Origin of the sequence: Nonomuraea pusilla, from assembly GCF_900109355.1 — a bacterium.
Lineage (GTDB): Bacteria > Actinomycetota > Actinomycetes > Streptosporangiales > Streptosporangiaceae > Nonomuraea > Nonomuraea pusilla.
Genome location: NZ_FOBF01000033.1, coordinates 21,516 through 40,355 on the forward strand (window position 1 = coordinate 21,516; position 18,840 = coordinate 40,355).

15 protein-coding genes are annotated in these 18,840 nt (G+C 72.0%); 8 read left to right on the forward strand and 7 right to left on the reverse strand.

The window, feature by feature from the left end; all coding sequences use genetic code 11:
- Positions 1-11: 11 nt before the first annotated feature.
- Together purQ and purL are read left to right on the forward strand one after the other, a co-directional pair.
- Complete coding sequence (purQ, locus tag BMX74_RS40240; protein WP_055509457.1) at positions 12-692, forward strand: phosphoribosylformylglycinamidine synthase subunit PurQ; 681 nt, start codon at positions 12-14, stop codon at positions 690-692.
- The gene (gene purL / locus BMX74_RS40245) at positions 689-2,938 is read left to right on the forward strand and encodes a phosphoribosylformylglycinamidine synthase subunit PurL (protein ID WP_091105677.1); all 2,250 of its coding nucleotides are present in this window, start codon (positions 689-691) and stop codon (positions 2,936-2,938) included. The genes purQ and purL overlap by 4 nt, the downstream gene beginning before the upstream one ends.
- 52 nt (positions 2,939-2,990) lie before the next feature.
- On the opposite strand, the gene BMX74_RS46430 is transcribed toward purL, so the two are convergent.
- Positions 2,991-3,719, reverse strand: coding sequence for a collagen-like protein (locus tag BMX74_RS46430; RefSeq protein ID WP_218154224.1), 729 nt, complete (start codon positions 3,717-3,719; stop codon positions 2,991-2,993).
- A 195-nt stretch (positions 3,720-3,914) separates the two neighbouring features.
- On the opposite strand from BMX74_RS46430, the gene BMX74_RS40255 reads away from it, so the two are divergent.
- A complete protein-coding gene (locus BMX74_RS40255; RefSeq protein WP_091105680.1) occupies positions 3,915-5,402 on the forward strand; it encodes an MFS transporter in 1,488 nt (495 codons plus the stop codon).
- A 7-nt stretch (positions 5,403-5,409) separates the two neighbouring features.
- Here the strand turns inward: BMX74_RS40255 and BMX74_RS46435 are convergent, their stop codons facing one another.
- Positions 5,410-6,063 carry a TetR/AcrR family transcriptional regulator gene (locus tag BMX74_RS46435; protein ID WP_091105682.1) on the reverse strand — a complete coding sequence of 218 codons (654 nt, stop codon included), beginning with the start codon at positions 6,061-6,063 and terminating at the stop codon, positions 5,410-5,412.
- 72 nt (positions 6,064-6,135) lie between these two features.
- On the opposite strand from BMX74_RS46435, the gene BMX74_RS40265 reads away from it, so the two are divergent.
- A complete protein-coding gene (locus BMX74_RS40265) occupies positions 6,136-7,566 on the forward strand; it encodes a DHA2 family efflux MFS transporter permease subunit (protein ID WP_091105683.1) in 1,431 nt (476 codons plus the stop codon).
- Here the strand turns inward: BMX74_RS40265 and BMX74_RS40270 are convergent.
- Positions 7,527-9,407 carry an ABC transporter ATP-binding protein gene (locus BMX74_RS40270; RefSeq protein WP_055509446.1) on the reverse strand — a complete coding sequence of 627 codons (1,881 nt, stop codon included), beginning with the start codon at positions 9,405-9,407 and terminating at the stop codon, positions 7,527-7,529. The genes BMX74_RS40265 and BMX74_RS40270 overlap by 40 nt on opposite strands.
- 51 nt (positions 9,408-9,458) lie before the next feature.
- The gene (locus BMX74_RS40275; protein ID WP_091105685.1) at positions 9,459-11,543 is read right to left on the reverse strand and encodes a PhoX family protein; all 2,085 of its coding nucleotides are present in this window, start codon (positions 11,541-11,543) and stop codon (positions 9,459-9,461) included.
- Between the two features lie 114 nt (positions 11,544-11,657).
- Between BMX74_RS40275 and BMX74_RS40280 the strand changes: the two genes are divergently transcribed.
- On the forward strand, positions 11,658-12,095 hold the full coding sequence (locus BMX74_RS40280; RefSeq protein ID WP_091105686.1) for a sterol carrier family protein: 438 nt from the start codon (positions 11,658-11,660) through the stop codon (positions 12,093-12,095).
- On the opposite strand, the gene BMX74_RS40285 is transcribed toward BMX74_RS40280, so the two are convergent.
- Positions 12,092-13,330 carry a DUF4190 domain-containing protein gene (locus BMX74_RS40285; protein WP_091105688.1) on the reverse strand — a complete coding sequence of 413 codons (1,239 nt, stop codon included), beginning with the start codon at positions 13,328-13,330 and terminating at the stop codon, positions 12,092-12,094. The genes BMX74_RS40280 and BMX74_RS40285 overlap by 4 nt on opposite strands.
- Before the next feature lie 231 nt (positions 13,331-13,561).
- On the opposite strand from BMX74_RS40285, the gene purF reads away from it, so the two are divergent.
- Together purF and purM are read left to right on the forward strand one after the other, a co-directional pair.
- The gene (purF, locus tag BMX74_RS40290; RefSeq protein ID WP_055509439.1) at positions 13,562-14,998 is read left to right on the forward strand and encodes an amidophosphoribosyltransferase; all 1,437 of its coding nucleotides are present in this window, start codon (positions 13,562-13,564) and stop codon (positions 14,996-14,998) included.
- Positions 14,995-16,020: a phosphoribosylformylglycinamidine cyclo-ligase gene (gene purM, locus BMX74_RS40295; RefSeq protein ID WP_091105690.1), complete on the forward strand. Its 1,026-nt coding sequence runs from the start codon at positions 14,995-14,997 to the stop codon at positions 16,018-16,020. The genes purF and purM overlap by 4 nt, the downstream gene beginning before the upstream one ends.
- A 340-nt stretch (positions 16,021-16,360) precedes the next feature.
- Here purM and BMX74_RS40300 read toward each other — a convergent pair whose 3' ends face one another.
- Both BMX74_RS40300 and BMX74_RS40305 read right to left on the reverse strand, forming a co-directional pair.
- Positions 16,361-16,591: a DUF3073 domain-containing protein gene (locus BMX74_RS40300; RefSeq protein ID WP_055509614.1), complete on the reverse strand. Its 231-nt coding sequence runs from the start codon at positions 16,589-16,591 to the stop codon at positions 16,361-16,363.
- A 152-nt stretch (positions 16,592-16,743) separates the two neighbouring features.
- On the reverse strand, positions 16,744-17,823 hold the full coding sequence (locus BMX74_RS40305; protein ID WP_055509435.1) for a Leu/Phe/Val dehydrogenase: 1,080 nt from the start codon (positions 17,821-17,823) through the stop codon (positions 16,744-16,746).
- A gap of 106 nt (positions 17,824-17,929) precedes the next feature.
- Between BMX74_RS40305 and BMX74_RS40310 the strand changes: the two genes are divergently transcribed.
- Entirely contained in the window at positions 17,930-18,793 is an 864-nt protein-coding gene (locus BMX74_RS40310) for a DUF8083 family protein (RefSeq protein WP_091105692.1), read from the forward strand.
- The last annotated feature ends 47 nt before the right edge of the window (positions 18,794-18,840 follow it).

Below are 18,840 nucleotides of genomic sequence, written 5' to 3' on the forward strand. Positions count from 1 at the left end.
GGACGACTGTCATGAGCGCTGCCCGTGTGGGCGTAGTCACGTTTCCAGGAACTCTCGACGACCAGGACGCCGCCAGAGCCGTGCGCCTCGTGGGCGCGGAGGCGGTGCCGCTGTGGCACGCCGACCACGACCTGAAGGGAGTCGACGCCGTCTTCCTGCCCGGCGGCTTCTCCTACGGCGACTATCTGCGCTGCGGCGCCATCTCCCGGTTCGCCCCCCTGATGGAGGAGCTGATCCCGGCGGCCAGGGCGGGGCTTCCCGTGCTGGGCACCTGCAACGGGTTCCAGATCCTCTGCGAGGCGCACCTGCTGCCCGGCGCGCTCACCCGCAACGCCTCGCTCCACTACGTCTGCCGCGACCAGAAGGTCAGGATCGAGCAGACCGGCACGGCGTGGACGAACTCGTTCGGCGCCGACCAGGAGATCGTCCTGCCGGTCAAGCACGGTGAGGGCCGCTACGTCGCCGACACCGACACGCTCGCCGCCCTGGAGGCGGGCGGGCACGTCGTCGTGCGGTACGTCGGCAACCCCAACGGCTCGATGAACGACATCGCGGGCATCAGGAACGAGGCGGGCAACGTGGTGGGCCTCATGCCGCACCCCGAGCACGCCGTCGAGGACCTCGTCGGCGCCCCGAGCACCGACGGTCTCGGCTTCTTCACCTCCATCCTCAAGAAGCTGGTGAACGCATGACCGACAGCGTGAAGCGGGCGGCCGAGACCCCCGACGAGCCGATGCCGTACGCCGAGCTCGGGATGAAGCAGGACGAGTACGACCGGGTCAAGCAGATCCTCGGCCGCCGTCCCACCGGCTCCGAGCTGGCCATCTACAGCGTCATGTGGTCCGAGCACTGCTCGTACAAGTCGTCGAAGGTGCACCTGCGGCAGTTCGCCACCAAGGCCCCCAAGTCCGAGGCGCTGCTCGTCGGCATGGGCGAGAACGCCGGCGTCGTCGACATCGGCGACGGCTGGGCCGCCACCTTCAAGATCGAGTCGCACAACCACCCGTCGTACGTCGAGCCGCACCAGGGCGCCGCCACCGGCGTCGGCGGCATCGTGCGCGACATCATGTCGATGGGCGCCCGCCCCATCGCCGTCATGGACTCCCTGCGCTTCGGCGCGGCCGACGCCCCCGACACCCGGCGCGTCCTGCCCGGCGTCGTCGAGGGCATCAGCCACTACGGCAACTGCCTGGGCCTGCCCAACATCGGCGGCGAGGTCGTCTTCGACCCCTGCTACATCGGCAACCCGCTCGTCAACGCCCTCTGCGTGGGCCTGCTGCGCAAGGACCAGATCAAGCTGGCCACCGCGCCCGGCCCCGGCAACAAGGTGGTGCTGTTCGGCGCCTCCACCGGGCCCGACGGCATCGGCGGCGCCAGCGTCCTCGCCAGCGCCACCTTCGAGGACGAGTCGCACGCCAAGCGGCCCGCCGTCCAGGTCGGCGACCCGTTCATGGAGAAGCTGCTCATCGAGTGCTGCCTGGAGCTGTACGCCGCCGACGTGGTCGTGGGCATCCAGGACCTCGGCGCGGCCGGCGTCTCCTGCGCCACCACCGAGCTGGCCGCCAAGGGCACCGGCGGCATGCAGGTCGACCTCAACCTGGTCCCGCTCCGCGACCCCTCGCTCAGGCCCGAGGAGATCCTCATGAGCGAGTCGCAGGAGCGGATGATGGCGGTCGTCCGGCCGTCCGACATCCCGGCGTTCATGGCGATCTGCGCCAAGTGGGACGTCCCCGCCACCGTCATCGGCGAGGTCACCGACACCGGCCGCCTGGTCATGACCTGGGACGGCGAGGTCATCGTCGACATCCCGCCCGGCACCGCCGCCGACGAGGGCCCCGTGTACGAGCGGCCCTACCACGAGCCCGCCGGCCAGGCGGCGCTCAACGCCGACACCCCCGACCGGCTGCCCAGGCCCGACGACCTGCGTGCCACGCTGCTGCGGCTCCTCGGCTCACCCAACCTGGCGTCCAGGGAGTGGGTCACCTCCCAGTACGACCGGTACGTCCGCTCCAACACCGTGCTGGCCCAGCCGGCCGACGCGGGCATGCTGCGCATCTCCGAGGCCATGGCCGGCGCCGAGCCCACCACCAGGGGCATCGCACTGTCCACCGACGGCAACGGCCGCTACGCCAAGCTCGACCCGTACGCGGGGGCGCAGCTCGCGCTGTCCGAGGCGTACAGGAACGTCGCCGTCACCGGTGCCGAGCCGCTCGCCGTCACCAACTGCCTCAACTTCGGCTCCCCCGAGGACCCCGAGGTCATGTGGCAGTTCGCCGAGGCCGTACGCGGCCTGGCCGACGCCTGCAAGACGCTCGGCGTGCCCGTCACCGGCGGCAACGTGTCCTTCTACAACCAGACCGGCTCCACCGCGATCAACCCGACGCCCGTCGTGGGCGTCCTCGGCGTCATCGAGGACGTCGCCAAGCGGGTGCCCACCGGCTTCACCGCCGAGGGGCTGCGGGTCGTCCTGCTCGGCGAGACCGGCGAGGAGTTCGGCGGCTCCGAGTGGGCGCACGTCGCGCACGGCCACCTGGGCGGCCTGCCGCCGCGGGCCGACCTCGACGCCGAGCGGGCGCTCGCCGCCGTGCTCGTCGAGGCCGCCCGGCGCGGGCTGATCGAGGGCTCGCACGACCTGTCCGACGGCGGCCTGGCGATCGCGCTGGCCGAGTCGTGCATGGCGCGCGGCGTCGGCGCCACCGTGGCGCTGACCGGCGACCCGTTCACCGCGCTGTTCAGCGAGTCCGCCGCGCGGGCGCTGGTCGCGGTGCGCGAGGAGGCGTTCGAGGAGTTCGCGGCGCTGTGCGGCGACCACGAGGTGCCCTGCTCCGGCCTCGGCACCACGGGGGGCGCGTCGCTGGTGGTCGAGGGCGTGCTGGAGGTCCCGGTGGAGGAGCTGCGCGAGACCCACGCGGCGGCCCTGCCCGCGATCTTCGGCTGACCAGGACGCACGGAGGGCCCGGCACGACGTGCCGGGCCCTCCGCGTTGTCAGCTACAACTTCTTGCCGGACTTCACGCAGACGACGTAGACGGTGCCGGAGACCTTCGGGTTGAAGATGCCCTTCTCACTGGCACCCTGCGCGCCCTTGTCGGCGCTGACGCCGTAGTGCTCGATGTTGATGCCGAGGTCGATCTTGCCGACGGTGACCTCCCAGGCCGACGAGCCGGAGGGCGCGCTGCCCATGACGGTGGCGTTCTTCAGCTCGTTGAAGTCGAAGCCGCCGCCGGTGGCGATGTCGCCCTTGGCACAGCTGGCCTGGGCGTGGCCGGTCGAGTTCAGGCTGGTGTTGTTGACGTAGGTGATGAGCCTGCCGGCGTCGCCGGGCTCACCCTGGGGGCCCTGGGGACCGGCCGGGCCCTGCGGGCCCGTGTCGCCCTTGGGGCCCTGCGGGCCGGTGGCGCCCTTCAGGCCCTGCGGGCCCTGGGGACCGGTCTCGCCCTTCGGGCCCTGCGGGCCCTGGGCGCCCCTGTCGCCCTTGGGGCCGGCGGTGACGGCGGTCTCGGTGCCGCCGCCGCCGATCGTCACGCTCTCCTCCGTCTTCCGGCAGGCCGCGCCCGGGTTGACGATGCGGACGTAGCGGGTCTTCTTGTTCACGCAGGCGTTCACCTCGCTGCCCGCTGCCGACGCGGTGGCGACTCCACCGACGGCGAGCAGCGAAGCGGCGAGCGCGCCGACGGTGGCAAGGGTGAGCGTGCGCCCACCGCGAACGTTGATAGCCACGACATTCCTTCCAATGGTGCGGGTGTTGCCGCAGTGATCACGTTTGAAACGGTCCAAAGGATGGCAAGAACTACATAACGTGTATGTCACGAAGCGGAGGGTTACTGACCGGATTGACCGGCCGTCGTGCGAGCAGTGGGTCAGAAGTGACCCCTGCCACAAATCGGACGTACGTCGTACGTCATAGTGGAGTCCATGGTCGCGGTCACCCCCGGAGCCGACAGCCGCCTGCGTTACGCCTGGCGGGTGTGCTCCGTCACCAGCCTGGGCCTCGTCCTCATCGGCATCGCGGGGAGCACGCTCAACGTGGCGCTGCCCGTGGTGGTGCGCCACTTCCACGCCGGCCCGCTCGAATCCGGCTGGATCCTGCTGTCGTTCCTGCTGGTCAACACGGCCAGCCTGGTGTTCTTCGGCCGCGTGGCCGACCTGCTCGGCCGGCGTGAGGTCTACCTCGCCGGCTTCGCCCTGTTCACCGTGGCGTCGCTGCTGGCCGGTCTGTCGCCGAACGTGTGGTTCCTCGTCGCGATGCGCGTGCTGCAGGCGCTCGGCGCGTCGATGATCCTCGCGAACGGCACCGTCATCATCACCGACGCGTTCCCGCCCGAGCGGCTCAGCCAGGGCATGGGCGTCTACATCGGCACGCTGTCCGTCGCCCAACTCCTCGGGCCGACGCTGGGCGGGCTCATCGCCGAGGCCGCGGGCTGGCAGTGGATCTTCTGGGTGAACGTGCCCGCCGGGCTCGTCGCGCTCGGCTGGGGGGCAGCCGTCCTGCGCAGGACGCCGAGGCGGCCCAAGGAGCCCGTGGACGCCCTGGGCAACGTGCTGCTGTTCGCCGCGCTGTCGGCCGCGCTGCTCGCCCTGTCGGAGACGGGCTCGCGCGGCCTGGCCAGCCCCGTCGTCCTCGCCGGAGCCGGGGCGTTCCTGGTGCTCGTGCCGCTGGTCGCGCTGGCCGAGCGCAGGTCCGCCAACCCGGTGCTCGACCTGCGGCTGTTCGGCGGCCGGCTGCTCGCCTACGCCAACCTGGCGTCGTTCTGCAACGCTCTGGCGCGCTCCGCGCTGATCCTCGTGGTCGCGCTCTACTTCCAGGCCGCGAGGGGCTACGACGCGTTCACGGCGGGCCTGAGCGTGCTGCCGCTGCCCGTCGGCATCGGCCTCGCCTCGCCCGTGGCAGGGGTGCTGGGACGCCGCCTGTCGCCGTACGCGGTGTCGGTCGGCGGGGCCGCCATGAGCACGGCCGGGCTCGGCACCCTCATGCTGACGGCCGACCCGGCCACGCCGTACTGGGTGATCGGCCTCGGCCTGTTCGTGGCGGGCTGCGGCAGCGGCACGTTCCTCACCGGCAACACCACGCAGGTCATGCGGGCGCTGCCGAGCGGCAGCCTCGGCGTCGTCAACGGCTTCCGCGTCATGATCATGAACGTCGGCATCGTGCTCAGCGTGGGACTCTCACTGAGCGTCCTGACCAGCTCGGTGGGCCCCGAGCTGCGCGCCCAGGTGTACGCGGCCACGCTGTCGCGGCTGTCGCCGGTGGCCGTGGACCACCTCATGGACGGCTTCCAGCGCACGTACGCGGTGCTGTTCGCCGTGGCGCTGGCGGGCGCCGTGCTCGCCGCCCTCGCCCGTTCACGCCCCACCGCCGTTCAGCCCGGCGCCCCCGCCGGGCGCGCCTCCACGTCCCGGTAACGCCCGGCTATCGCTCGGCGGCCAGGGCGTCGATGCCGGCGAGGATCAGGTCGACGCCGAAGCCGTCGTACAGCGAGGGGGGCAGCTCCCCCGCCATCGGCGTGGCCATCTCCACGATGTTCGGGTACGTCTCCGGCGGCAGCGACTGCAGGGCCAGCCGCTTGGCCCGCACGAGCTCGGCGACCTGGGCGCTGTCGCGGCCCGCGCGGTAGTGCACGGGGGCGTCGGCGATGGAGACGGCGCTCTGCAGCAGGTACTTCGTGATCAGGCAGCTCTCGTTCCTGGTGAAGCCCGCGGAACGGATCAGGCCGAGCGCGCGGTCCCACACGCCGAGGAAGGCCGGCACGGCCATGGTGTCGACCTGTTCGAGCACGGTCCGCGCGCAGGGGTGGGCGCGCAGCGCCCGGATCAGGCCCACCATCAGGTCGTGGAGCTGCTCGCGGCAGGGACGCTCGTCGGCGGGCTCCAGGGCGAAGCCGGCGATGAGGTGGTCGGCCATGCCGGCGAGCAGCTGCTCCTTGTTCTTGAAGTGCCAGTACAGGGCCATGGGGGTGACGCCGAGGTCGGCGGCGAGGCGGCGGATCGTCACCGCGTCGAGCCCTTCGGTGTCGCCGATCTCCAGGGCCCGCTCGACGATGGCCGCCGCGGTCAGTTTTCCCATCACGGTTGACAACTATACGCGGTACAGGTTCGACTGTACGCCGTACAAGTACGGCGTATAGGAGGGGCCGCCATGCGATGGTGGGCGTTGGGTGCCGTGACACTGGGCACCTTCATGACTTACCTGGACAACAACGTGGGCAACGTGGCGTTGCCCACCATCCAGCGCGAGCTGGGGCTGACGATCTCCGGCCTGGAGTGGATCGTGAGCGGGTACATCCTGGTGTTCGCCGGGCTCATGCTCGTCGGCGGCAGGCTGGCCGACGTCTTCGGCGCGCGCAGGGTCTTCCTCGCGGGCCTGACCGTCTTCACGCTCGCGTCGCTGGCCGCCGGGCTGTCCACCAGCGGCGCCGCGCTCATCGCCGCCCGCGCCGCGCAGGGCGTCGGCGCGGCGCTGCTCACGCCCACGTCGCTGTCGCTGATCCGCCAGATCTTCCCCGACCCCGCTGAGCGGGGCAGGGCCGTGGGCGTCTGGAGCGCGTCGGGCGCGCTGTCCATGGCGCTCGGGCCGTTCGCGGGCGGCTTCATCAGCGAGCACCTGCACTGGGGCTGGATCTACCTGATCAACGTGCCGATCGGCGCGCTGACGTTCGGGCTGGCGGCGTGGGCGGTGCGCCCGGCCTTCACCCGGGTGCGGCGCGGCCTCGACCTGCCCGGCCTGGCCACCTCCGCGCTCGCGCTGTCCGCCCTGACGTACGCGCTCATCGAGGGCTCCGGCGCGGGCTGGACGTCGCCGCAGATCCTCGGCGCCTTCGGGGTGGCGGCCGCCGCCGCCCTGGCCTTCGTCGCCGTCGAGGCGCGCGCCGCCGAGCCGATGATCGACCTGTCGCTGTTCCGCGCCCGCTTGTTCAGCGGCGGCCTGCTCACCATGGGCGTGTGGTCGTTCGGCGTGTTCGGCATCTACTTCTTCAGCGCCATGTGGCTGCAGAACGTCCTGGGGCTCAGCCCCACCCAGGCGGGGGCTGGGTTCGTGCCGATGGCGGTGGTCATGGCCGTGGTGGCGCTCCTGTCGCAGCGCCTCGCCGGGCGGGTCGGCCTCGCCCGCACGGTCGCGCTCGGCATGACGCTCATGGCCGCCGCCGTCCTGTTCATCTCCCGCCTGGGCGCCGACGCCGGCTACGCCGACGTCCTCCCCTGGTTCCTCCTGTACGGCCTCGGCGGCGGCATGCTCGTGCCGCTCACGGCCGCCGTGCTCGGCGGCATGCCCGCGGGCCGCTCCGGCGTCGCCTCCGGCGTGCTGAACGTCTCGCGCGAGGTGTTCGGCCTGCTCGGCATCACCGTGCTCGGGGCAGTGCTCGGCTCACGGCAGAGCGCGAGCGCCGAGCCGCCGCTGCCGGCCTTCCTCGACGCCTACCGCTTCACGCTCGGCATCGCCGTGGCCCTGATCCTGGCAGGGGCGGCCGTCGCCCTGTACTCCCTGCGCCCCGGCCGCCCCTCGCCCGTCGAGGAGAAGGCCACCGGCCCTCAGGCCGCGGCTCCCGAGACCGCGGGGTCGGCGAACTGAGTGCGGTACAGCTCCTCGTAGCGGCCCTCGGCGGCCAGCAGCTCGGCGTGCGTGCCCCGCTCGACCACCCGGCCGTCCTCGATCACGAGGATGAGGTCGGCGGCCCTGATCGTGGACAGCCGGTGCGCGATCACGACCGCCGTCCTGCCCTGCAGCGCCTCGCCCAGCGCCTCCTGCACCGCCGCCTCCGACGTCGAGTCGAGCGCCGCCGTGGCCTCGTCCAGGATGACCACCCTGGGCCTGGCCAGCAGCAGCCTGGCGATGGTGAGGCGCTGGCGCTCGCCGCCCGACAGCCGGTACCCGCGCTCTCCGACGACCGTGTCCAGCCCGTCGGGCAGCGACGCGATCATCGTGGCCAGCCTGGCCCTGGTGAGGGCGTCCCAGATCTCCTCGTCGGTGGCCTCGGGCCTGGCCAGCAGCAGGTTCGCCCTGATGGTGTCGTGGAACAGGTGGCCGTCCTGCGTGACCATGCCGAGCGTGTCGCGGACGGCGTCGAAGGTCAGGTCGCGCACGTCCACGCCGCCCAGGCGCACCGCGCCCGCGTCCACGTCGTACAGGCGCGGCAGGAGCTGGGCGATCGTGGACTTGCCCGCCCCCGACGAGCCGACCAGCGCCACCATCTGCCCGGGCTCGGCCCGGAACGACACGCCGTGCAGCACCTCGACGCCGCCACGCGAGTCCAGCGTGGCGACCTCCTCCAGCGAGGCGAGCGACACCTTGTCGGCCGAGGGGTAGGCGAAGCGCACGTCGTCGAACTCCACCGAGACCGGTCCGTCGGGCACCGCGCGGGCGCCGGGACGCTCCTGGATGAGCGGCTGGAGGTCGAGCACCTCGAAGACCCGCTCGAAGCTGACGACCGCGCTCATGACGTCCACGCGGGCGTTCGCGAGCGCGGTCAGCGGGGCGTACAGGCGGGTGAGCAGCAGCGCCAGCGACACGACGGCGCCGGGGTCGAGCCGCGCGGTCAGGGCGTAGAAGCCGCCGAGGCCGTAGACGAGGGCCAGGGCGAGCGCCGAGACCAGCGTGAGCGCGGTGACGAAGACGGACTGGTTCATGGCGGTGCGCACCCCGATGTCGCGCACCCGACCGGCCCGCGCGGCGAACTCGGCCGACTCACGCGCCGGACGGCCGAACAGCTTCACCAGGGTCGCGCCGGGCGCCGAGAAGCGCTCGGTCATCTGGGTGCCCATCGCCGCGTTGTGGTCGGCCGCCTCGCGCCGCAGGCGGGCGATCCTGACCCCCATCCGCCGCGCGGGCAGCACGAACACCGGCAGCAGCACCAGCGCGAGCAGCGTGATCTGCCACGAGATGCCGATCATCACGGTCAGGGTGAGCACCAGCGTCACGAGGTTGCCCACCACGCCGGACAGCGTGTCGGTGAAGGCCCGCTGCGCGCCGATCACGTCGTTGTTCAGCCGGCTCACCAGCGCCCCCGTACGGGTCCTGGTGAAGAACGCGACCGGCATGCGCTGGACGTGGTCGAAGACCGACGTGCGCAGGTCGAGGATCAGGCCCTCGCCGATGGTCGCCGACAGCCACCTGTTCAGCAGCCCGAGCCCGGCCTCGGCGAGGGCCAGACCGGCGATCAGCAGCGACACGGTGACGACCACGCCGATCGGCTCACGCTGGAAGATGGCGTCGACCACCCGGCCCGCCAGCAGCGGAGACACCACCGCGAGGCCCGCCAGCAGCACGCTGAGCAGCAGGAACAGGACGATTCTGCGGCGATGGGGGCGGGCGAAGCCCGCGATGCGACGGAGCGTCGCCCGTGACAGCGGGCGACGCTCCGTCCTGTTGTTCAACGAGTACAACTGGTGCCAGGCGGTCACTTCCATGCTCATGGGAAGCGAACCTAGGGCCTCAAGTGAACTTGAGGTCAACCCGCCCCGGCGTCAGGCCCCGATCCTGCGGCCCGCGCCGTGCCACACCACCGCGACCGACGGGCGCGGCTGCGCGCCGTCCGGCCAGTGGCTGGCGGGGTTGTCCGGGGTGGCGCCGTCGATCTCGCCCGGGTGCTGCACCGCCACGAACACGCTGCGCTGGTCCTGCGTGACCATCGGGCCGCAGGTCTCGGCGCCCACCGGCACGGTGAGGAACTGGCGCAGGTGGCCGCGCTCCTTGCCGCGCAGCGGCATGACGAACAGGCCGTCGTTGCTGCCGAGCTGGTTGCCGTCGGTGGCGATCCACAGGTTGCCGTCGCGGTCGAACGCCACGTTGTCCGGGCAGGAGATCGGCGACACCTTCGTCTTGTCGTACCCGGCGAAGTACGTCGCCGGGTCGTTCGGGTCGCCGCAGACCAGCGGGAGCGACCAGGCGAACGTGGTCTCGCCCGCGTCGTCGCCCTTCTCGACGATCTCCAGGACGTGGCCGTGCTTGTTGGACGGGCGCGGGTTGGCCTCGTCCACCTGGGCGGCCGTGCGGTTGCTGTTGTTCGTCAGCGCCACGTACACCGCGCCCGTCACCGGGTTGCGCTCGACGTCCTCGGGGCGGTCCATCTTCGTCGCGCCCACCTTGTCGGCCGCCGCGCGGGTGTAGACCAGCACCTCGGCCGCCGTCATGCCGTCGACGTACGACCGGTCCCCCGACACCAGCGGGATCCACTCGCCCGACCCGTCGAACAGGCCGTCGGAGGGCAGCCTGCCCGACCCGTCGATCTCCGACGCCGGGCTGTCGCCGGTGAACCTGGCCACGTAGAGCGTGCCCTCGTCCAGCAGCGTCCGGTTGTGCCGGTCGAAGCCCGGGATGTAGCGCTTCTTCGAGACGAACTTGTAGACGTACTCGAAGCGCGAGTCGTCGCCCATGTAGACGACCAGGCGGCCGTCGCGGGCCAGCGTCGTCGTGGCGGCCTCGTGCTTGAAGCGGCCGAGCGCCGTCCGCTTGACCGGCGTGGACGTCGGGTCGAACGGGTCGATCTCCACGATCCACCCGAACCTGTTCACCTCGTTCGGGTGCCTGGCCAGGTCGAAACGCTCCTCGACCCGGTCGAAGCGGCGGCTGCCCGACGTGACCCCCGCCGGGATCGTGTACCGCGAGATGTACGGCAGCTGCGCGGGCGGCACCTTGCCGCCGTTGACGAAGTACTGGTCGAAGTTCTCCTCGGCGGTCAGCACCGTGCCCCACGGGGTCGAGCCGCCCGAGCAGTTGTTCAGCATGCCGACCGGGTTCAGGCCCACCGGGTCGGCGGCCGTCTTCAGCAGGTCGCTGCCCGCCGCCGGGCCGCTGAAGCGCATCTGGGTCTGCGCGGTGACGCGCCGGTTGTAGCGGCGGCGTCCCTTCGTCACCAGGCGCCACTCGCCGGTGCCGCGCACCCGCTCGATCTCCACCACCGAGCCGCCGTGCGCGGCCAGCGCGATCCTGATCTGCTCCTCGGTGGCCGCCGCGCCGCCCGTGTACCCGCGGAACATCAGGTTCTCGTCGGTGTACTCGTGGTTCACCCACAGCAGGGCGCGGTTGTGACCCATCGGGAAGAACGTGACGAAGTCGCAGTTGTAGCCGAACTGCTTGGCCTGCGCGTCCGCCGACTGGTCGTCGAAGTCGAAGGCGGGCGCGTCGGGCAGCACCGGGTCGCCCCACCGCACCACCACGGAGGAGGCGTAGCCGTCGGGGATGCGCAGCGCGTCGTCGGTGTTCGGCGGCACCGGCGTGAACGCGATGTCGCTCCCGCCCCGCCCGAACCGCTCCGCCTCGTCGGGCTGCCCGGACGGCTGCGCCTGCTCAGGCTCGTCGGCGAGCGCCGGAACGGCACCCGCCACCCCCACACCCGCGACCAGCGCGCCGAGCGCGCCCGCGCGCAGCACGCCGCGCCGCGTCAGCGCCTCGCGCACCACGTCGCCGAAGTAGGCGTTGCCGCTGGTGTTGGCCACGTCATGCGCGCACGCGTTTCCGCAGCGGAACTGACAGGTCAGCGCGGATCGGCCACCTTTGTGCGGGGTGGAGAGCAGCGGCAGCAGCCGTCCGCCCGCATCGGGGTTCGCCACAGGTCCTCCATGAATGTGCGCGGTCGTACGGCGGGGACGCTACGGCCGCCGTCGAAACCTCCGGTGAACGACGGACTCCGTCCCGATGAACGCTTCCCGCGAGAGAATGCAGGGGTGCCACCACGCAAGCAGGATCCCGAGAAACTGCGGGCCGCGCTCGACGGCCAGCTCGTCGCCCTCGACGAGCCGCCGTACGACGGGCCCGCGTCCGCGCTGCCCGACGCGCTCGTCGCGGCCGTGCTCGCCGCCTACGACCGGGGGCTCCGGCCGGAGCGCGACGCGGCCAGGCAGGCGGTGAGCCACCTGCTCGGCAGGCTGGCCGCCACCGCGCCCGGCAGGACCGTCGAGGTGCGGGTGCCGCCGTACGCGGCCGTCCAGGCGATCGAGGGCCCCCGGCACACCAGGGGCACCCCGCCGAACGTCGTCGAGACCGACGCGCGCACCTGGATCCTGCTCGCGCTCGGACGGCTGTCCTGGGACGACGCCGTGGCGGCGGGCGCCGTCTCGGCGAGCGGCTCCCGCGCCGACCTGTCGCCGTACCTGCCGCTCTAACGCGTCCCGCCCATCCACGGGATCTTGCGCTCGAAGCAGCGGTCGGCCAGCTCGCCCGGCAGGCGCCCGCACTCCTGCACCACGTTCCAGAACCAGATCGCCACCACCGCGAAGAGGATCAGCGACAGGACGCTGATGACGATCCCGGTGATGGCCCGGCCCCTGCCTGCCCGCTTGGCCAGGGCCACGCCGCCGAACACGATCGACAGGATGGCCGTGATCACGCCGGTGAAGCAGACGAACACGAGGAACGGGCTCGCCACGCCCAGCACGAGCGAGGCGGTGGCCAGCCCGCTGCCCGGCTGCCCCGGCGGCGGGCCGGGCGCGTACGGGCCCTGGAGGCCGTAGCCGGGCGGCGGGGGCCCGTACCCGGGCGGCCCGCCGTAGGGGCTGGACGGCGTCGTCCCGGGAACGGGCGGCACCCCACCCTGCGGCCCGCCACCCTGCGGCCCGCCGCCCTGCGGCCCGCCGCCCTGGGGGCCGCCCTGGGGGGCTCCCGCTCCTCCCGGCTCCTGAGGGCCTCCGGGCCGCCCAGGTCCCCCGTACGGCTGCCCAGGCCCCCCGTACGGCTGCCCGGCCGCGGCCCCCGGCGGGCCGGGGTGCTCGCCCGGCGGCTCCTCGGGCTGCTCGTACCGTGACGGCTCCCGCCTGGCGGGCGGCTCCTGGGTGGCGGGCGGCTCCTCCGGCGCGCTCTCCCAGCCCGGGTACGCGGGCCGCGCCCCGGGCATCGGGTACGCCTGCGTCTGCTCGGCGCCCCCCGGCCGCTCGGCGTCCCCCGGCCGCTCGGCGTCACCCGGCCGCTCGGCGTCGCCCGGCCGCTCGGCGTCGCCCGGCTCCGGGCGGCCCACCATGGGGCCGGGGGTCTCCGGCGCCGTCGGCAGGTCCGGGTGGGCCGGACGCCCCGGCTCCCCCACCGGCCGCGGCTCGCGCTCCGGCGGCTCCGGCGGGCCTGGCACGACGGGCGGGGCGGGCGCGACCGGCTCCTCCCCCTCGTAGGGCGGCTCGTGGGGCGGCTCACGCGGAGGCTCGTTCGCGGGCTCGTCCTCGGGCCGACTCCGGGGCTCGCGCTGAGGCTCGTCCTCGGGCCGGCTCCGGGGCTCGCGCTGAGGCTCGTCCCCGGGCCCGCTCCGGGGCTGGCGCTGGGGCTCGTACGGCGGCTCCGGCCTCTCGCGGGCGGGCTCGCGCTCCTCCGGGCGGCCCTCGCGCGGCTCCTCCGGGTTCCCAGGTGTCGTCACTTCTGCGTCTCCCGACGGGTCTGTATGCCGGATACCTCACTTTTTCGCGGACAGCAGCGACAGAACCATCCGACACGGTAAGAGCCCGTTCATCCTTGGGTCACCATGCGCAAAACACCGCAGCCGCCGCCCCTCCCGCCGCCGGGAGGGGCGGCGAGGCGCCAGGTCAGAACGGCCGATGCCGCACCCCGGGTGTACGAGCACGGAACGCGTCAACCTAGACTGAAGCATGTGCTGAAGGGCGACGGCCGGCTCGGCCATGACCTGGACCCCCAAGACCGTGCACCCAAGGACGCATGCGGTGTCTTCGGTGTGTGGGCGCCAGGCGAGGAAGTGTCCAAACTCACCTACTACGGGCTGTACGCGTTGCAGCACCGCGGCCAGGAGTCCGCGGGCATCGCGGTCAGTGAAGGCAGCCGCATCCTCGTGTACAAGGACATGGGCCTCGTGGCCCAGGTCTTCGACGAGTCCGTGCTGGGCACGCTGCGCGGCCACCTCGCGGTGGGCCACTGCCGCTACTCGACCACGGGTTCCAGCGTGTGGGAGAACGCGCAGCCCACGCTGAGCTCCACCGACGTCGGCGGGCTGGCGCTCGCGCACAACGGCAACCTCATCAACACTCCGGAGCTGGCGCAGCGCCTCGCGCCCGGCTCCATCAAGGCCACCACCGACACCGAGGTCCTCACCACCCTCCTGGCCCAGGACCGCTCCCGCTCCATCGAGGACTCCGCGGCCGAGCTCCTGCCGCAGGTCAAGGGCGCGTACTCGCTGGTGTTCATGGACGAGAAGACGCTCTACGCCGCCCGCGACCCGCAGGGCATCCGCCCGCTGGTGCTGGGCCGCCTGGAGCGCGGCTGGGTGGTGGCGTCCGAGACGGCCGCCCTCGACATCGTTGGCGCCACGTTCGTCCGCGAGATCGAGCCCGGCGAGCTGCTCACCATCGACGAGCGCGGCGTCAGGTCGCGCAGGTTCGCGCTGGCCGAGCCCAAGGGCTGCCTGTTCGAGTACGTCTACCTGGCCCGTCCCGACACCACGATCGCGGGCCGCGGCGTCCAGGTCACGCGGGTCGAGGTGGGCCGCATCCTGGCCCGCGAGCACCCGGTCGAGGCCGACCTCGTCATCCCCACGCCCGAGTCCGGCACCCCGGCCGCCGTCGGCTACGCCGAGGAGAGCGGCATCCCGTACGGGCAGGGCCTGGTGAAGAACTCCTACGTGGGCCGCACCTTCATCCAGCCGTCGCAGACCATCAGGCAGCTCGGCATCAGGCTGAAGCTCAACCCCCTCCGCGAGGTGGTCGAGGGCAAGCGCCTGGTCGTCGTCGACGACTCCATCGTGCGCGGCAACACGCAGCGCGCCATCGTCCGCATGCTGCGCGAGGCCGGGGCCCGCGAGGTGCACGTACGCATCTCGTCCCCGCCCGTGGCCTGGCCCTGCTTCTACGGCATCGACTTCGCCACCAGGGCGGAGCTGATCGCGGGGTCGCTGTCGGTCGAGGAGATCAGGGCCTCCATCGGGGCCGACTCGCTGGGCTACATCTCGCTGGAGGGCCTGACGAAGGCCACCACGATCCCCGCCGAACGCCTGTGCATGGCGTGTTTCAACGGCTCGTACCCGATCCCCATCGACCAGGACAACGTGGGCAAGTTCGTGTTGGAGAGCAAGGCGTGAGTACGTACGAGGCCGCCGGGGTCGACATCGAGGCGGGCGAGCGCGCCGTCACGCTGATGAAGGACAAGGTGGCGCGCTCGCGCCGGCCGGAGGTGGTCGACGACGCGAGCGGCTTCGCGGGCCTGTTCGACGCGTCGGCGCTGCTGCGCTACCGCCGCCCGCTGCTCGCCACCTCCACCGACGGCGTGGGCACGAAGGTCATGCTCGCGCAGCGGTACGGCAAGCACGACACCATCGGCATCGACCTCGTCGGCATGGTGCTCGACGACCTCGTCGTGTGCGGGGCCGAGCCGCTGTTCATGACCGACTACATCGCCTGCGGCAAGGTGGTGCCCGAGCGCGTCGCCGAGATCGTCGGCGGTGTGGCCGAGGGCTGCCGGCTGGCGGGCGCGGCGCTGGTCGGCGGCGAGACCGCCGAGCACCCCGGCGCTATGGGCCCCGACGAGTACGACCTCGCGGGCGCGGGCACGGGTGTGGTCGAGGCGTCCGAGATGCTCGGCCCCGACCGGGTGCGCGAGGGTGACGTGGTGCTCGGTCTCGCCTCGTCGGGCGTCCACTCCAACGGCTACTCGCTGGTACGGCACGTGCTGCGCGAGGCGTCGCTGTCGCTCGACGCGGTGCTGCCCGAGCTGGGTCGGCCGCTGGGCGAGGAACTGCTGGAGCCCACGCGCATCTACTCGCTCGACTGCCTGGAGCTGGCCCGTTCCGCGGAGGTGCACGCGTACGCGCACATCACCGGCGGCGGCATCGAGGGCAACCTGTCGCGCTCCCTGCCCGCGCACCTCGACGCGGTGCTCGACCGCTCCTCCTGGACGCCTCCGGCGATCTTCGAGGTGCTCGCCGGTCACGGGCGCATCGCGCAGCAGGACATGGACCGTACGTTCAACCTGGGCGTCGGGATGGCCGCGATCGTGGCGCCCGACGCGGCGGACGCGGCGATCCGGCTGCTCACCTCACGCGGCCTGCCCGCCTGGGTGATGGGCGAGATCGTCCCCGGCAAGGGCGACGCCCGCTACCGCTGACGGGAAAGCCGACCGGCCGCGCCCTGCACCGGTGAAACCCACCGGCCTGGGCGCGGCACCCGGCGAATCAGTCGCACGCCGGCGCGCAGCACTTGGCCGCGCGCGATCAGACATCCCGCACGCGGGCTCGCGCGATCTGCCGGCGACTCATACGTAGATCGCGCCTCGCACCCTGAACGTGCGCAGCCGGACGATCAGCGCGCGAGCTCGCATGACAGGCAAGCCCGCATGATCTCCGGGCAAGCGTGACGAAAGCCCCACGGTTGCCCGTGGGGCCCGACCCTCGTGAGCGAGGATCCGGCGACGCCGGACCCTCGGCCACGTTCAACCAGAAGAGCGGCTACCGGCGCCCGGACGGGCGGCCTTCGTCGTCGTCTCCTGCGCCGTAGTCATCGGCGTAATCGGCATAGCGATCAGCCAGCTCGTCGTTGAGGTCGTCGGCGTCGTCATTGCGGCTGGAGTCTCCGACCCCGAGTTCGTCGCGAAGACGGTCAAGATCCGTGCCACCGCTGTTGTACTTCAGCTGGCGAGCAACCTTGACCTGCTTGGCCTTTGCTCGGCCGCGCCCCATTGGCTCGACCCCCTCGTGTGGGGTCGTCCCCGACCCCTCGTCGCTAACGCACCACACACTGACGCCACCTGACTTCTGGGCGTCAGCCTATCGTTCGCCTATTACCGTACCTGTTTTGTGCCCAGCTCGGTACGCCGTATCAGCGTGGGGCGTCAGCGGCCCAGCCAAATGCCCCTAATACGCCCGACTTCCGACATTCTGCGCTCGGCTAGCCTATCTGCTGCGACCGCCGGAGGGACGCCCTCGTCGGCGGCGATCGTGAAGATCTTCAGAGTCGTGTCGTAGATCTGCGCCGCCTTGGCCCTGGCCCGCTCCATGTTGAAGCCCTCGATCTCGTCGGCCACCTGGATCACGCCGCCGGAGTTGACCACGTAGTCGGGGGCGTAGAGGATGCCGCGCTCCTCAAGCTGCTTCTCGACCCCGGGGTGGGCGAGCTGGTTGTTGGCCGCGCCGCAGACGATCCTCGCGCGCAGGCGGGCCACGGTGTCGTCGTCGAGCGCGCCGCCGAGGGCGCAGGGGGCGAACACGTCGATGTCGGAGGAGATGAGGGCCTCGGCGTCGGCGACGACGTCCACCTCGGGACGGCGGGCGCGCACCCGCTCCACGGCCTCCTGGCTCACGTCGCAGATCACCACCTCGGCGCCGTCCTCGCGCAGCAGCTCGACCAGGCGGTGGCCGACCTTGCCGACGCCCTCGACGCCGACGCGACGACCGCGCAGCGAGGGGGTGCCGTACACCCGCTCGGCCGAGGCGCGCATGCCCTGGTAGACGCCGAACGCGGTGAGGATGGACGAGTCGCCGGCGCCGCCGTGCGCCGTGGTGCGGCCCGTCACGAACCGCGACTCACGGGCGACGACGTCCATGTCCTCGCTGTACGTGCCGACGTCGCAGGCCGTGATGTAGCGTCCGCCGAGCGACTCGACGAACCTGCCGTATGCGCGCAGCAGCGCCTCGTTCTTGTCCTTGGCCGGGTCGCCGATGATGACGGCCTTGCCGCCTCCCAGGTCGAGCCCGGCGAGCGCGTTCTTGTAGGCCATGCCCTTGGAGAGGTTGAGCACGTCGGCCAGCGCCGCCTGCTCGCTCTCGTACGGGTAGAACCTCGTGCCCCCGAGGCCGGGGCCCAGCGCCGTGTTGTAGATCGCGATGATGGCACGCAGGCCGCTCTGCTCGTCGGCGCAGAACACGACCTGCTCGTGGACGTCCTTGTGGGACGAGCCGAAGACGTCGGTCACGGTAGTGACTCCCTGTCCGGTCCGCCGCCCCTTCGCGGCGGAGATCACACACAGCGTAATGACACTGGACGGTGCATGGGGATGGTCTTCGTGACACGATGCCTCCGTGCTGCCCTATGCCGCCTACCTCCGCGTGTATGAGCCACTGTCGGCCTTCCCCGAGTCCGAGCGCACGATGTGGGCCGAGTACGCCGAGTCGCGCGACCGGCCCCGCCGGGCCAACGCCCTCAACGTCGAGCACGCGGAGTCCGTCATGCGGCTGCTCGGCAAGCCGCCGCAGCCGGTGCCCGCCCAGGAGAGCCCCAACGCCTATCTGCGGCGCGTGGAGGACCGCCTGTACGTCTGCCCCTGGCAGACCCGCCTGCGCTCGTGGCTGGCCTTCTCGCGGCTGCGCGGCGCCACTCCGAAGAAGATGATGGACCGTCTGGTGCCGAAGGCCATCGCCGACCAGACGGCCGACGACTTCGACCGCTACAAGCGCAGGGCCGGCGCGTCCGGGTTGCGCACGCACATCCGCACCACGGCCTGGCACGTGCCACAGGCGTGGTTCGTGCCCTTCGACGCGAACGAGCGCTGGCTGGTGCTGGGCACGGCCAACCCGGGCCAGGACGTCACCACGGCGACGGGGCGCAACCTCATCTACGTCACCTCGATGGCGCAGGCGAGGAGGCGGGCGGCGCGGGCGCTGCAGGTGGTGCGCAAGCACCTGGGCACGGCGCCGGCGAACCTGGACGTCGAGGACGTCGCGAGGTGGCTGGAGGAGTTCCACCCGCACTCGCTGGTCGAGCTCGACTACGGCGGCCTGGTCCACCTGATGAACGACGACGCTCTGCAGGCCGACCAGTCGGTGGCGGAGCTGTCGGCCGCGCTGACGGGCCTGGACACGGGTCAAGAAGAACTTGCCTACGCCATGTACCAGAGGGTCATCCTTCGCTGGAAGTCAATGCAATCTCTGGAATCTGCCAACTGAGCCCCATAACAACCGTCTGACCTGCATGAGTAGGTCACGTCTCGCGG

Bases quoted from the DNA above. Each gene is read 5' to 3' on its own strand.
- BMX74_RS46435 (WP_091105682.1), bottom strand. From the start codon at position 6,063: ATGGGAAAACTGACCGCGGCGGCCATCGTCGAGCGGGCCCTGGAGATC.
- BMX74_RS40265 (WP_091105683.1), top strand. From the start codon at position 6,136: ATGCGATGGTGGGCGTTGGGTGCCGTGACACTGGGCACCTTCATGACT.
- BMX74_RS40270 (WP_055509446.1), bottom strand. From the start codon at position 9,407: ATGAGCATGGAAGTGACCGCCTGGCACCAGTTGTACTCGTTGAACAAC.
- BMX74_RS40300 (WP_055509614.1), bottom strand. From the start codon at position 16,591: ATGGGGCGCGGCCGAGCAAAGGCCAAGCAGGTCAAGGTTGCTCGCCAG.
- purL (WP_091105677.1), top strand. From the start codon at position 689: ATGACCGACAGCGTGAAGCGGGCGGCCGAGACCCCCGACGAGCCGATG.
- purQ (WP_055509457.1), top strand. From the start codon at position 12: ATGAGCGCTGCCCGTGTGGGCGTAGTCACGTTTCCAGGAACTCTCGAC.
- BMX74_RS40255 (WP_091105680.1), top strand. From the start codon at position 3,915: ATGGTCGCGGTCACCCCCGGAGCCGACAGCCGCCTGCGTTACGCCTGG.